Source organism: Izhakiella capsodis, assembly GCF_900115045.1.
GTDB lineage: Bacteria > Pseudomonadota > Gammaproteobacteria > Enterobacterales > Enterobacteriaceae > Izhakiella > Izhakiella capsodis.
Genome location: NZ_FOVC01000005.1, coordinates 74,083 through 87,871, shown reverse-complemented (window position 1 = coordinate 87,871; position 13,789 = coordinate 74,083). Strand labels below are relative to the sequence as shown.

The following is a 13,789-nucleotide window of genomic DNA, read 5'->3' as shown; positions in this document are numbered from 1 at the left end:
TATTAGCGGTCCACATCTGACATAACAAAATCAATACTGCCGAGGTACACGATAAGATCGGATACCAGACAGCCCCGGATCACCGAAGGTATCTGCTGCAGGTGTGGGAAGCTTGGCGTACGTACCCGGGTGCGATAGCTGGTAGTGCTTCCATCACTGGTCAGATAGTAGCTATTGATCCCTTTGGTTGCCTCGATCATCTGAAATGATTCATTAGCAGGCATCACCGGCCCCCATGAAACCTGCAGGAAGTGGGTGATCAGGGTTTCAATGTGCTGTAACGTGCGCTCTTTCGGCGGCGGCGTGGTCAGAGGATGATCGGCCTTAAATGGTCCTTCCGGCATATTGTTCAGGCACTGCTCAAGAATGCGCAAACTCTGGCGCATCTCTTCCATTTTCAGCACGACACGGCTGTACGCATCACTGATACCATCACCGGTAGGAATTTCGAACTCGAAGTTCTCATAGCCGGAATACGGACGCCATTTGCGCACGTCAAAATCAAGGCCGGTCGCTCGCAGACCCGCGCCAGTAGTCCCCCATTCTAACGCCTCTTTCATATTGTAAGCGGCGACGCCTTTAGAACGACCAATCAATACCGTGTTTTTCAACGCGGCAGTTTCATACTCTTTCAGACGTTTCGGCAGCCAGTTAAGGAACTCACGAAGCAGACGCTCCCAGCCCTTAGGCAGATCGTGTGCCACACCGCCAATGCGAAACCATGCCGGGTGCATACGGAATCCGGTTATCGCCTCGACGATATCATAAATTTTCTGACGATCGGTGAAGGCGAAGAACACCGGGGTCATTGCCCCAACGTCCTGAATAAACGTCGAAATATACAGCAAGTGGCTGTTTATACGGAACAACTCAGATAGCATAACCCGAATAACGTTAACACGGTCGGGTACGGTAATACCGGCCAGCTTCTCGACGGCTAAGACGTATGGCATCTCGTTAACACACCCACCGAGATATTCGATACGATCGGTATAAGGAATATAGCTATGCCAAGATTGGCGTTCTCCCATTTTTTCCGCACCACGGTGGTGATAGCCCACGTCCGGCACACAATCGATAATCTCTTCGCCATCGAGTTGCAAAATAATGCGGAAAGCTCCATGCGCCGAGGGATGATTCGGCCCGAGGTTGAGGAACATATAGTCCTCATTCTGCGTACTGCGCTTCATTCCCCACTCTTCCGGCTTGAAGGTCATCGCCTCCATCTCCAGGTCTTCTTTCTGCTTCGTTAACAGATAGGGGTCAAATTCCGTCGCGCGCGCCGGATAATCTTTACGCAGCGGATGACCCTCCCAGTAGTGCGGCATCATAATACGGCTTAAATGTGGATGGCCGTCGAAGGTGATACCAAACATCTCCCAGGTCTCACGCTCATACCAGTTAGCGTTAGGATAAATTTTGGTCAGCGTCGCAAGGTGTAGATCATTTTCCGTGAGCGCAACCTTAAGCATGATGTCGTGATTGCGCTCAATTGAAATCAGATGGTAAAAAACAGAAAAATCCGCAGCAGGTAAACCGGCGCGGTTGGTACGCAGACGCTCATCCATGCCATGCAGGTCGTACAGCATGACATAAGGTTTTGGTAATTTACGCAGAAACTCCGCGATTTCCAGCAATTGCTCACGCTTAATCCAGACTACCGGAACGCCAGTGCGCGTTGGTTGGATGGTAAAGGCTTCCGGCCCAAAACGGTTACGCAGCTCGCCGATCACCGGATCATCCCGGTGATCGCGTGTTTGCCATGCTGGCTGAGCGAGATCTTGCGTGGTCAAATCAGTCATAATTTTTTTCACCATGCTGGCCCGATAAACTCAGGCACTCAGTGTTGGCGTAAGAAACTAATCTGCGCTTTACATTGTGTGTTTATTCGCGCTGATAATGTTCAATTCACTTCTGTTTAGATTTCATCCGGCGTACGCAGGTTGGTGACAGCAATGCGTTCGTCACGCTTTCTTTCCCGCTCGGATTGCATATTCGCACGGTATACCCCCTGGTCACCTACCACCCACGATAACGGACGACGCTCTTTACCGATTGATTCACGCAGCAATAACAGTGCCTGCATGTAAGCTTCCGGGCGTGGTGGGCAGCCTGGAATATACACATCAACCGGCAGGAACTTGTCTACGCCCTGTACGACAGAATAAATATCGTACATGCCACCCGAGTTAGCACAGGCCCCCATAGAAATAACCCATTTAGGCTCCAGCATCTGATCGTAAAGACGCTGTACTACCGGTGCCATCTTGGTAAAGCAGGTTCCCGCAACCACCATAAAATCGGCCTGACGCGGCGAAGCGCGCAGCACCTCGGAACCAAAACGCGCAACGTCGTGCACTGCGGTAAAAGCGGTGGTCATTTCCACATAACAACAAGAAAGGCCGAAGTTATACGGCCAGAGAGAATTTTTGCGTCCCCAGTTCACCACGTCATGCAGGGCATGCTCAAGTTTGCCCATGTAGACGCTCCGGTGAACGTGTTGCTCCAGTGGGTCGGCGACGACTTCCTGCTTTTGCAGAGGATAGCGGTCGTTACCGTTGCCCTCACCATTGGGGTCTATGCGGGTGAGCGTATAGTCCATCTGAATGCCTCGCTGTTACTGCGTATGATGGTTGGTGTGCGAGAGGTCAGTTTTTTCCGGCATTCGGCGTGAGCGTACAGGCGTCCAGTCAAGAGCGCCAATACGAGCCAGATAAACCAAACCAGCTAACAGCACCAAAATGAAAATGGCGGCTTCCGCAAAGCCAACCCATCCGCTTTCACGGATAGATGTCGACCACGCGTATAAATAGAGGGCCTCAACGTCAAAAATGACAAAAAACATGGCAACCAGATAAAATTGTGCGGAGAGGCGCAGCCTGGCTGAACCAACCGGGTTAGCCCCCGATTCGAAAGGTGTGTTTTTGTTTCTGCCTCTTGCCCGACCACCCAGGAACCAGGCTGCGGATAGCATCAGGCAACACAGGCCAACAGAAGCAATAACAAATATTGCGAATGCCCAGTGATGAGCGACGACTTCGGTGGTTGTAGACATACTCATTGCTTACTCATCAAAAGTGACGTTTAGCGTCAAGCCCTGTTTAATGGCGTTTCGCTTGCCACAACGATACAAGGGAAGGAGAAAACCTTATAAACAATGCTGGTAATTATCAAGTAGCCAGCAATTTTATGGGGGTTTTTACCCTTTTCTATAATCTTTTGTCAACTTTGACAAAGGCATATACACGCTAATTTACATATACACTGAGTTATTAACATATGATGCGAAGAAATCAGGCTTAATCGAGTCAGTCGTTAAGTATGAAAAATCCTTTTAGATGGTGCAGATGCACGATTTGTGCAGTAACCCCACATATTCTGGCAGAAACCTGCCGCTTTTCCTGTATATAACCAGGGATATTTTTTTGATCCAGAGCACACTTTTAATGTTTGAGATAAAAAAAACATCAATTCAACGCATCTGAATTTGAGCATGTGCACTGGGTTAAATTTTAAGCAACGGCAGTCGCACAATCTGCAGACCGATTCAATCCGACTTATAGAGAGCGTATTTGTCTGTTTACTAGACCTTTTTTATATGAAATTTATAGAAAAGCCTCCATAATGAGGTGATCACATGGAGGCTTTTAAAAGTTAAATATAAGCTATATTAAAAATAATTTTCTGAAGTGCGTTATTTGATTACTCCTCTTCATCAGCGTAAACAATCCCACCCTGACTATCTGTCATGCTATAGGGGTTGTTGTTCGACTCCATTGTATTGAAGATAGCTAAAGCCAGCTCATTATCACTGTCAGGGTTGCGGCACAATAAATACTCGGTGTCGGGCAGTACTGGTAAACCTTCCGCGGCCCCCATGACCCGCAGTTCAGGACTCATCATCTCTACGGGCCGGGCAGTCACGCCTAGACCTGCTTTTACCGCTGCACGCACAGCCGCCAGTGTCGAGGCAACGTAGGAGATCCGCCAAGGGATCCCAGCCTCATTGAGGTAATCAATTGCCATATCACGGTAGGGACTTGGCTCATCCAGCAATACCAGCGGAATCGCTTCACATGGCTGAAAAATATAATCAGCAGCGCAATACCACAATGTCGGCGAAGTACGCAGCACCTGCCAGGCAAAATTCACTGGACTGGAGGTCGTAACGACGAGATCAACTTCTCCCTGATTGAGCATTTCCATCATAAAAGGATTACGCTTAACCCGTACGTCAATCGCCAGCTTGGGATAAACCGACGTTACGCGGTTAAGCAGGAAAGGCAAAATGGTGTCCGAAGTATCGTCAGAAGCGCCGATCGTCAACACACCTTGAATATTGCTATACATCAGTGAGGTGCAGGCTTCATCGTTGAACCGCAAAATTTTGCGGGCGTAGCCTAACAGTTGGATGCCATGCTCTGTAAGCAGTTTATTACGTCCATGTCTGGCAAATAACTCTTTACCAACCAGCTGTTCCAGACGCTGCATTTGCTGGCTGACAGCCGACTGAGTGCGGCAAACCGCAGCTGCGGCCGCCGCAAACGTATTAAGATCCGCCACGGCTACAAAGGTACGTAACAGATCGAGATCAAGATTCATTATTGGACGATTTGCACTAGTCATATTTTTTGTTCACTTATAAGATTTTCAAACAGCTACCCTGGTGTTGTCATTCACAAAATTTGCCGCGAATGACGAGTGCGTAATAACTACCATGTTGGACAATAGGATGCATCCATTGCATCACGTTTTCGAGTCAACAGTGCTGACGCAATAACGAAGTGAGTTTACAAAATTCAGGCATCACATCGTCAAATTATCTGCTCTGTCTTATACATTGCTCATGCACGCTGTACTAACTCATAAGTTGCAGACAGTCGTACTGAAGTAATTAATTCAACCCCAGATGCCTTAACCTCGGGCCTCGATGGTACCGATAGTATTCAACAGATAAAAAAATTGAATTACCAAGACACTGTAATTGCAGTCGTTTATATTAAACATGCTTGAACAGTATAGGTATGAAACAAAATACTTTACCTATCTGAAGAAGTTCTGGTCTGGTGTAAACCACTTCTGCTGGTTATCCTGACACACTGTCGCTGGGTTTTTAAGCCCCATGCGTAAATCTTTTCACTAAAATAAGATTTCATCGACACGCGTTGTAAAACACTTTTTTCTCCGTTGAAATTTATCAAATCTCACACGCATTAAACAAAAAATTACATTTTATCGCAATCGCCGACCTGTTTTAGTTGAAGTTGAGATCGTCATTCAGCGCAAAAATCTCATATTTATCTTAAGCTGTGTTTGACGGTTTCAGAGTTCATCAATCCATAAATTTTTAACAAATTATATATATCCCGCTATGTTTAGCTTTACCATGGTCTACAACCAACGACTTGAATTGCTAGACACTATTATTTAATGAAATCAATATGCTCTTTCGAGTATTACACTTACCTCATGATCAATAGCTAAACGTATTAAAGCCTGCTTACAGCCTTCAAAAGCGACTATGAGAGGAGTACATTGAGCGGGTACATTTTCCACGGCAGGAACGGATCACTGCCAGCAAAGGCGAACGCAATGATTACAATAGAGAAATCGACAAAACTGGATAACGTCTGTTACGACATTCGCGGCCCGGTTCTGAAAGAAGCAAAGCGGCTCGAAGAAGAAGGTAATAGGGTTCTCAAGCTCAATATTGGCAACCCGGCGCCATTTGGTTTTGAAGCACCGGATGAAATTTTGGTTGATGTTATTCGCAATCTTCCCAGTGCACAGGGCTATTGCGACTCCAAAGGTCTCTATTCAGCACGTAAAGCTATCGTCCAGCATTATCAGGCGCGTGGAATGCGTGAAATGACGGTAGAAGACGTCTATATCGGTAATGGCGTTTCCGAGCTGATCGTGCAATCGATGCAGGCACTGCTTAACAGTGGGGATGAAATGCTGGTGCCTGCACCAGATTATCCACTCTGGACCGCTGCAATTTCCCTTTCAGGCGGAAAAGCCGTGCATTATATTTGTGATGAATCAGCTGGCTGGTTTCCCGACCTTGACGATATTCGCAGTAAAATAACCCCCCGGACGCGGGGCATTGTCATTATTAATCCTAATAATCCGACTGGTGCGGTCTACAGCAAAGAGTTGCTGATGGAAATCGTTTCGCTGGCCCGTGAGCATAACCTCATCATCTTTGCGGACGAAATCTACGACAAAATTCTTTACGATGCAGCTCGTCATCATTCAATTGCCGCATTAGCACCTGATCTGCTGACCGTGACGTTTAATGGTTTATCCAAAACTTATCGCGTTGCCGGCTTTCGCCAGGGTTGGATGGTGCTCAATGGCCCAAAGAAACACGCCAAAGGATACATTGAAGGACTGGAGATGCTGGCATCAATGCGCCTGTGTGCTAATGTCCCGGCGCAGCATGCCATTCAGACAGCAATAGGCGGTTATCAGAGCATCAGCGAATTTATTGTTCCCGGAGGCAGATTGTATGAGCAACGCCAGTGCGCCTGGGAGCTAATTAATGAGATCCCCGGCGTTAGCTGCGTAAAACCGGATGGCGCGCTGTATATGTTCCCAAAAATTGATGCCAAAAAGTTTAATATTCATGACGATCAGAAAATGGTGCTTGATTTCCTGCTGCAGCAAAAGGTTCTACTGGTTCAGGGAACTGCGTTTAACTGGCCCTGGCCAGACCATATTCGTATCGTTACGCTGCCGCGCGTTGACGAGCTGGAAATGGCCATCACCAAATTCGGCCGTTTTCTGGAAACTTATCATCAGTAAACACGAGTAAAACCCGTTTTTGAGCGGTGTATGCCGCTCAAAAACCATATCGGACGCTTACAATGACACAAAGCCACTTCTTCGCCCACCTTTCACGACTTAAATTAATTAACCGCTGGCCGCTGATGCGCAATGTGCGCACGGAGAACGTCTCTGAGCACAGTTTACAGGTCGCAATGGTAGCGCATGCGTTGGCTATTATTAAAAACCAGAAGTTCGGTGGCAAACTCAATGCCGACAGAGTCGCAATGCTGGCACTCTACCATGATGCCAGTGAAGTGCTGACCGGGGATTTACCCACGCCGGTCAAGTACTACAATGCACAAATTGCGCATGAATATAAAAAAATCGAAAAGATCGCCCGGCAAAAGCTGATTGAAATGCTGCCGGCTGAATTACAGGATGCCTATCGCTTGCTACTGGATGATAACCTTCACGATCCGGAGGAGACGGCTATCGTCAAGCAAGCCGACGCACTCTGCGCCTACCTTAAGTGCCTGGAAGAGCTTTCAGCAGGGAATAACGAATTTTTTCTGGCAAAAAACCGGCTGGAAGCCACCCTCAGGGAGAGGAGCAGTGAGGAAATGAACTGGTTTATTGAAGTATTTGTACCCAGCTTTAGCCTGTCACTGGATGAAATCTCTCAGGATACGCCGCTCTGAAAGCAAACGGCCAACAGCACTGGCCGTTATAATTAATGGCGGCAGTGTATGCTTACCCATCCTTCACGGTCTTCATTGATAATTATCTCCGCAAGACAGTTTAATACCATTGCTACGGCATCGAGCCACGGCGCATCCCATGAGGACTTACCGCGATGACATGTCAGCCAGTTCAGACAGAATGCCGGCATGCGCATCTTCAACAACCACGCATTCCTCCGGCTCCCATACCAGCAGCTGCGCTCCTTGCATATAAGGGGCCTGCTCTGGCTTGCCCCGCACTACTCGCTCTGCGGTAATAAAAATATCCGGAGTCGCAGGGCGACCATAGGGTTGCATGCTGAGGCAACCTGCATGCTTTGCCAGGTAACAATCGCTTAGGGAATTTGTTGCTCATAAAGCGTATCCAACAGCCGATCGACACCAGACAACACCTTAATGCCGTCAGTGTCCTCCGCCCCCTGCTTTTCCAGCAGCAAAAATTCCTGCTGGTTTTTTCTCGCTGGCGTCCTGCATAACGTATCTTACCTGGCTGATAGATTGCTTTCCGTGAACAAAATTCAGAATAGTATCGGCATCAGCGCCATGACGCGCCCCATTCTGTTCATGCACGTTCAAACACCGGCAACATACCCTATAAATCAAATAAAAATCCTTGATTTTCAATACATTATACCTTATCAGGCATCAAGGACTTGCGCTATCTCGTTTGAACTTAAATGATATTGCCGTGGGCAAGTTTGCCAAATAGCCAGCATTCGTTGATACTTTTCCCACATTGGCGTTTGGGCATTGAATCCATGCTGACCCGCATCAAAATCAGAATAACGTCCTTCGCTTTCAATCAAAAAGCGCACATATCCCAGTAACTGACCTTCAGTGGCAGCATCAAAACCCAGAAAACTCAGCCGACGTTCATTAATACCATTTTTTTCTTTCAGATTATTCCATGACACCTGGAGCGCATGATACATCTCCATTGTTTGAACAACATTCCGACAGGTCTCTTCGCTTATCAACACTCCAAGCTCGCACTCCAACTCGCGCATTTGTAGACCGTAACCGCGCTCAACGATAGTACTCAATCGGCGGTAGTGTTTCTCTTGTGTCGGCTCCAGCAACGCCAGAAGACGATACTGGTTGGAAATGATTAATCGCTGTGCATGAGATATATCCATGATGAGCTCCTGTGAGGCTGCGAAAGTTAGTTTCTGTTAAGGCAAGGAGCATGCCACAGAGATAAAATTGCAAGAAACGGAAGGGTGCGCGAATTTGATGTAGCGCAGGAAGACAGGAAATATAGTTCCCCGCGCCAAAGCCAATGGGATTAAAGATCGTCGAGGAAGGTTTTATCGAGCTGTCGGAAAGCCCGTTTGAGTATATCAGCCAGCGCCTGATAGGTGGGATGACCTTCAATCGGTGCCAGCGCCTGACCTGATTCAGCCAGCCTGGCACGAACCTCATTAAACCAGCGAAGCAAAGCCGGTGGCAAAGGCCTGACAGAACGTTTCCCCAGCCACCACAAACCTTGCATTGGTAAGCTGCAAGCGAAGAGTGCTGTTGCTACAGCTGGCCCTAATTGTCCGCCCAGGGCCACCTGCCAACAAAGTACAAATGCAGCAACCGGCGGCATAAACCGTACAGCGAAGCGCGTGGCTCTGATGACACGATTCTCTGGAAACACAGGCGCAAGCTGTTTCTCTACAGGCCATGTTTTCATGTAATGCTGACCGCGCTGGAACAGCTTAAATCCACTGATCGAATCTGAATCATTCGCCATAGCTGACCTCGTCTTCTACTTGAAAATTTAAAAAAACTCTCTAAAACACTTTACCGTGTAACTTTCAAAATATTTTGTCTTTACGGGTGGCCTTGGTTATCCTGAGCACAATTTCATTCCTGAACATGCGTCATACTAAAATCCTTAGTCAGCGAGTTCCTGGCACCCACCTTCAAAAAAATGAGCATTTTTTGCATTATTTTTTTAAAATGACTCCGATTTTTATCGATAGCATGACACCAATCATTAATGCAACAGCTTTCATACGCTACGCTGATCACCTGATTGAGTTTTTTTTCGCCATTTTTGATAAATAGGTACTTCCATGTCGAGTAAGTTAGTATTGGTTCTGAACTGCGGCAGTTCATCACTTAAGTTTGCGATCATCAATCCCGCTGACGGTGAAGAGTTCCTTTCCGGCCTGGCCGAATGTTTTCATCTTCCTGAAGCCCGTATTAAATGGAAAATCGATGGCGGCAAGCAAGAAGCACCACTGGGGGCTGGCGCCGCCCACAGCGAAGCACTTGACTTCATTAGCCAACAGATTCTGGCAAAAAAACCCGATCTTTCGGCGCAAATTACCGCAATTGGCCATCGTATCGTTCACGGCGGTGAAGCATTTACTCAGTCTGTCCTTATCTCTGACAAGGTGGTCCAGGCGATAAAAGATGCCTCTTCCTTCGCACCACTGCATAATCCCGCACACCTTATTGGTATCAACGAAGCGATGAAAAACTTTCCACATCTCTCTACGAAAAATGTGGCCGTTTTTGATACTGCGTTCCACCAAAGTATGCCTGAAGAATCTTACCTGTACGCGCTGCCTTACAATCTTTACAAAGAGCATGGCGTTCGCCGTTACGGCGCTCACGGCACCAGCCACTATTATGTCACCCAGCAAGCGTCAGGCTTTCTCAATAAGCCGATAGAAACGCTAAATCTCATCACCTGCCATCTGGGCAACGGTGGCTCTGTTTCCGCCATTCGTAATGGCCAGAGCGTAGATACTTCTATGGGGCTGACACCGCTGGAAGGTTTGGTCATGGGTACGCGTAGCGGTGATATCGATCCGGCGATTATATTTTTCCTGCATGACAGCCTGGGCATGAGCGTTGATGCCATCAACAAGCTGCTGACCAAGGAGTCCGGCTTGCTTGGGCTGACAGAAATAACCAGTGATTGTCGCTACGTTGAAGACAACTACTCGCAGAAAGAAGATGCTAAGCGCGCAATGGATGTTTACTGCCATCGACTGGCGAAGTACATCGGCTCCTACAGCGCTCTGATGGAAGGCCGACTTGATGCGGTGATATTCACTGGCGGTATCGGCGAAAATGCCGCAATGGTGCGTGAAATTACGCTGGCAAAACTGGGTCTGCTGGGCTTTGAAGTCGATCATGAACGCAATCTGGCAGCACGTTTTGGCAACGCCGGCTTTATTAATAAAGAAGGTAGCCGCCCTGCTCTGGTTATCCCAACCAACGAAGAACTGGTTATCGCTCAGGATGCGGCGCGCCTGACTGCATAAGCACTCCGCCGTCAGCAGCCGCTGGCGGCGCTTTTCCAGACACTCAGTAAATTGCCTGAGAGGTTTATTGTGTCACGTACAATAATGTTAATACCCACCAGCACCAGTACCGGTCTCACCAGCGTCAGTCTCGGCGTAATCCGCGCAATGGAGCGCAAAGGCGTGCGCCTGAGTGTGTTTAAACCCATCGCTCAGCCACGAAGCGGCGGGGATCATCCTGATCAAACCACCACTATTCTGCGTAAGAACTCCTCTATTCCTACTGCCAACCCGCTGACGATGAGTTACGTTGAATCACTGCTGAGTACTAACCAGCAGGACGTGCTGATGGAGGAGATCATCGCGCGTTTTCATGAAAACACCCGCGATGCTGAGGTTGTGCTGCTTGAAGGTCTGGTACCTACTCGTAAACACCAGTTTGCCTCTGCGCTTAATTACGAAATTGCCAAAACGCTCAACGCAGAAATTGTATTCGTAATGTCGCTGGGCAATGATTCACCGGCAGAGTTGATGGAGCGTATCAAACTGACCCAGAGTAGTTTTGGTGGCAGTAAGAACAAAAATATCACCGGCGTAATTATCAATAAGCTGAATGCCCCGGTGGACGATCAGGGACGCACTCGTCCGGATTTATCGGAAATTTTTGACGACTCAAATAAAGCCAGCGTGGCTAATATCGATCCCAACGTGTTGTTTGCCAACAGCCCGCTTCCGGTACTCGGCTGCGTGCCATGGAGTTTTGACCTGATCGCCACACGCGCTATCGATATGTGCCGCCACCTGAACGCCCGGATAATAAATGAGGGTGATATTGCCACCCGCCGCGTACGCTCAGTCACTTTCTGCGCACGTAGCTTACAGCATATGCTGGAGCATTTCCGCCCGGGTTCACTGCTGGTAACCTCTGCCGACCGTCCTGACGTTCTTGTAGCTGCCTGCCTTGCAGCGATGAATGGGCTGGAAATCGGTGCAATTCTGCTGACCGGTGGTTATGAAATTGATGAGCGCATTAGCAAACTTTGCGAACGCGCCTTCCAGACAACCGGTCTGCCAATATTTATGGTGCCAACAAACACCTGGCAGACCTCACTCAGCCTGCAAAGTTTTAATCTGGAAGTACCGGTTGACGATACACAGCGCGTAGAAAAAATTCAGGAATATGTCGCAAGCTTCATCAATCCGGACTGGATTGAATCACTGACTGCGGAATCTGAGCGTAGCCGTCGCCTTTCCCCCCCGGCCTTCCGCTATCAGCTCACCGAGCTGGCACGTAAAGCGGGCAAACGTATCGTACTTCCAGAAGGCGACGAGCCACGAACGGTTAAAGCCGCCGCTATCTGCGCCGAACGTGGTATTGCTACCTGCGTTTTGCTGGGTAATCCGGAAGAAATCCAACGTGTGGCAGCAGCCCAGGGCGTGACGCTGGGTAAAGGCGTTGAGATTATCGATCCGCATGTTGCTCGTAATAATTACGTGGCGCGCATGGTTGAGCTGCGTAAGAGTAAAGGTCTGACTGAAGTTGTCGCTCGTGAGCAGTTAGAAGACAACGTGGTACTTGGCACCATGATGCTGGAACGTGCTGAAGTCGATGGTCTGGTTTCCGGCGCAGTACATACTACCGCCAACACCATTCGGCCACCGCTGCAGCTGATTAAAACTGCGCCAAACAGTTCGCTGGTTTCTTCAGTATTCTTTATGTTGCTGCCGGAACAGGTTTTGGTTTACGGCGACTGCGCGATCAACCCCGATCCGAATCCAGAGCAGCTGGCCGAAATTGCTATTCAGTCCGCCGATTCAGCCATCGCCTTCGGTATCGAGCCGCGAGTAGCCATGATCTCCTACTCTACAGGCGACTCAGGCGCTGGTAGTGATGTAGATAAAGTCCGCGAGGCTACCCGTCTGGCTCAGGAGAAACGCCCTGACCTGATTATCGACGGTCCGCTGCAATACGACGCGGCAATTATGGCTGACGTAGCCCGATCTAAAGCGCCGAACTCACCGGTTGCAGGGCGCGCTACGGTATTCATCTTCCCTGATCTGAATACCGGTAACACCACTTACAAAGCGGTACAGCGTTCCGCCGATCTGATCTCTATCGGTCCGATGCTACAAGGGATGCGTAAGCCGGTTAATGACTTGTCTCGCGGCGCACTGGTTGATGATATCGTCTACACCATCGCCCTGACGGCAATTCAGGCGCAGCAGGCGGCAGAACAGAAAGTGTAATCGACTGCTGGTGACCGTTAAACACCAAAAGGGACCTTGCCCGGTCCCTTTTTTGTGGCCGGAACCACAGCGTTACTCAACCTACTGCTGTGCTCCTTTCGGCTTCGCTATAGCGGCTGATCCATAACGATAAAGCTTTGAGCGAGTCCGGTGTAAACTCATCACAACGCGCAGTAATTTCTTCCGGTTTCATCCAGTAAACGTCTTCAACTTCCTCTTCCTGCATAGCAAAAGGACCACGAGAGACGCAGCTAAATAACCCGCCCCAGACGCGGCAATGCGCATCTTCAAAGTAAAAAATGCCATGCTCAGCAAAGGGAACATCAGCAATGCCTAACTCTTCTTCTGCTTCCCGGCGGGCAGAGTCCAGCAATATCTCTCCGCTTTGTACTACGCCACCGGCAGTGGCATCCAGCATCCCTGGCATGAAGTCTTTGGTATCAGTGCGACGCTGAACCAAAATTTTTCCCATCCCATCATGCACCACAATGTAGGTGGCACGATGACGCAAGCATTGCGCACGCATTTGGACACGGCTGGCCTGTGCGATTACGTTATTATTTTCATCAACGATATCCACCCACTCTCCGCCCTGCTGTTGCTCCAACATTCGTTATCCTTAATGTTCAGCCTTAACTTTGCCTCGCCTCTGGCGCGGCAATTGATCCCATCCCGGTCTCTCAGTCTGCCGGTGTATGGTTCCCGAATAGCGGCGTAATTAGCTACATGAGCCACCACAGACTACTGGCTACGCTCAGCGTAAGCAACCAGCAGGCCAGACCGATA

At 48.8% G+C, this 13,789-nt stretch carries 13 protein-coding genes; 4 read left to right on the top strand and 9 right to left on the bottom strand.

Annotation, left to right across the window (positions count from 1 at the left end; genetic code table 11):
* Nucleotides 1-2: 2 nt before the first annotated feature.
* The 4 genes from nuoC to lrhA all read right to left on the bottom strand — a co-directional run bounded on the left by nuoC (nucleotide 3) and on the right by lrhA (nucleotide 4,626).
* Nucleotides 3-1,802 carry an NADH-quinone oxidoreductase subunit C/D gene (nuoC, locus tag BM191_RS09280; RefSeq protein ID WP_092877643.1) on the bottom strand — a complete coding sequence of 600 codons (1,800 nt, stop codon included), beginning with the start codon at nucleotides 1,800-1,802 and terminating at the stop codon, nucleotides 3-5.
* Between the two features lie 116 nt (nucleotides 1,803-1,918).
* Nucleotides 1,919-2,602: a NuoB/complex I 20 kDa subunit family protein gene (locus BM191_RS09275; protein ID WP_092877439.1), complete on the bottom strand. Its 684-nt coding sequence runs from the start codon at nucleotides 2,600-2,602 to the stop codon at nucleotides 1,919-1,921.
* 15 nt (nucleotides 2,603-2,617) lie between these two features.
* Nucleotides 2,618-3,061 carry an NADH-quinone oxidoreductase subunit A gene (locus tag BM191_RS09270; protein WP_092877437.1) on the bottom strand — a complete coding sequence of 148 codons (444 nt, stop codon included), beginning with the start codon at nucleotides 3,059-3,061 and terminating at the stop codon, nucleotides 2,618-2,620.
* Nucleotides 3,062-3,702: 641 nt separating this feature from the next.
* Nucleotides 3,703-4,626: a transcriptional regulator LrhA gene (gene lrhA / locus BM191_RS09265; protein ID WP_092877435.1), complete on the bottom strand. Its 924-nt coding sequence runs from the start codon at nucleotides 4,624-4,626 to the stop codon at nucleotides 3,703-3,705.
* Nucleotides 4,627-5,592: 966 nt separating this feature from the next.
* Here lrhA and BM191_RS09260 point away from each other — a divergent pair.
* Nucleotides 5,593-6,807, top strand: a complete 1,215-nt coding sequence (locus BM191_RS09260; RefSeq protein WP_092877433.1) for a pyridoxal phosphate-dependent aminotransferase — start codon at nucleotides 5,593-5,595, stop codon at nucleotides 6,805-6,807.
* Nucleotides 6,808-6,869: 62 nt separating this feature from the next.
* Nucleotides 6,870-7,469, top strand: a complete 600-nt coding sequence (yfbR, locus tag BM191_RS09255) for a 5'-deoxynucleotidase (RefSeq protein ID WP_092877431.1) — start codon at nucleotides 6,870-6,872, stop codon at nucleotides 7,467-7,469.
* A 147-nt stretch (nucleotides 7,470-7,616) separates the two neighbouring features.
* Here the strand turns inward: yfbR and BM191_RS17140 are convergent, their stop codons facing one another.
* The 4 genes from BM191_RS17140 to yfbV form a co-directional block, all read right to left on the bottom strand.
* Nucleotides 7,617-7,808, bottom strand: a complete 192-nt coding sequence (locus tag BM191_RS17140) for an HAD-IA family hydrolase (RefSeq protein ID WP_230479568.1) — start codon at nucleotides 7,806-7,808, stop codon at nucleotides 7,617-7,619.
* Between the two features lie 105 nt (nucleotides 7,809-7,913).
* The gene (locus BM191_RS17135; RefSeq protein ID WP_230479567.1) at nucleotides 7,914-8,081 is read right to left on the bottom strand and encodes a hypothetical protein; all 168 of its coding nucleotides are present in this window, start codon (nucleotides 8,079-8,081) and stop codon (nucleotides 7,914-7,916) included.
* 68 nt (nucleotides 8,082-8,149) lie between these two features.
* Nucleotides 8,150-8,647, bottom strand: coding sequence for a YfbU family protein (locus BM191_RS09245; protein ID WP_092877429.1), 498 nt, complete (start codon nucleotides 8,645-8,647; stop codon nucleotides 8,150-8,152).
* A gap of 149 nt (nucleotides 8,648-8,796) precedes the next feature.
* Entirely contained in the window at nucleotides 8,797-9,249 is a 453-nt protein-coding gene (yfbV, locus tag BM191_RS09240; RefSeq protein WP_092877427.1) for a terminus macrodomain insulation protein YfbV, read from the bottom strand.
* Between the two features lie 325 nt (nucleotides 9,250-9,574).
* Here yfbV and ackA point away from each other — a divergent pair, with 325 nt between their 5' ends.
* Together ackA and pta are read left to right on the top strand one after the other, a co-directional pair.
* Nucleotides 9,575-10,777 (top strand): acetate kinase, encoded by a 1,203-nt coding sequence (gene ackA, locus BM191_RS09230; RefSeq protein WP_092877423.1) that lies wholly within the window; start codon nucleotides 9,575-9,577, stop codon nucleotides 10,775-10,777.
* 69 nt (nucleotides 10,778-10,846) lie between these two features.
* Nucleotides 10,847-13,003, top strand: coding sequence for a phosphate acetyltransferase (pta, locus tag BM191_RS09225; protein ID WP_092877421.1), 2,157 nt, complete (start codon nucleotides 10,847-10,849; stop codon nucleotides 13,001-13,003).
* 76 nt (nucleotides 13,004-13,079) lie between these two features.
* Here pta and yfcD read toward each other — a convergent pair whose 3' ends face one another.
* A complete protein-coding gene (gene yfcD, locus BM191_RS09220; RefSeq protein ID WP_092877419.1) occupies nucleotides 13,080-13,613 on the bottom strand; it encodes an NUDIX hydrolase YfcD in 534 nt (177 codons plus the stop codon).
* Nucleotides 13,614-13,789: the final 176 nt, after the last annotated feature.

Excerpts from the sequence above, each read along its gene's own strand:
- BM191_RS09270 (WP_092877437.1), bottom strand. The coding sequence starts at position 3,061 with ATGAGTATGTCTACAACCACCGAAGTCGTCGCTCATCACTGGGCATTC.
- BM191_RS17140 (WP_230479568.1), bottom strand. The coding sequence starts at position 7,808 with ATGCAACCCTATGGTCGCCCTGCGACTCCGGATATTTTTATTACCGCA.
- yfcD (WP_092877419.1), bottom strand. The coding sequence starts at position 13,613 with ATGTTGGAGCAACAGCAGGGCGGAGAGTGGGTGGATATCGTTGATGAA.
- yfbV (WP_092877427.1), bottom strand. The coding sequence starts at position 9,249 with ATGGCGAATGATTCAGATTCGATCAGTGGATTTAAGCTGTTCCAGCGC.
- yfbR (WP_092877431.1), top strand. The coding sequence starts at position 6,870 with ATGACACAAAGCCACTTCTTCGCCCACCTTTCACGACTTAAATTAATT.
- nuoC (WP_092877643.1), bottom strand. The coding sequence starts at position 1,802 with ATGACTGATTTGACCACGCAAGATCTCGCTCAGCCAGCATGGCAAACA.
- lrhA (WP_092877435.1), bottom strand. The coding sequence starts at position 4,626 with ATGACTAGTGCAAATCGTCCAATAATGAATCTTGATCTCGATCTGTTA.
- ackA (WP_092877423.1), top strand. The coding sequence starts at position 9,575 with ATGTCGAGTAAGTTAGTATTGGTTCTGAACTGCGGCAGTTCATCACTT.
- BM191_RS09245 (WP_092877429.1), bottom strand. The coding sequence starts at position 8,647 with ATGGATATATCTCATGCACAGCGATTAATCATTTCCAACCAGTATCGT.
- BM191_RS09260 (WP_092877433.1), top strand. The coding sequence starts at position 5,593 with ATGATTACAATAGAGAAATCGACAAAACTGGATAACGTCTGTTACGAC.
- BM191_RS09275 (WP_092877439.1), bottom strand. The coding sequence starts at position 2,602 with ATGGACTATACGCTCACCCGCATAGACCCCAATGGTGAGGGCAACGGT.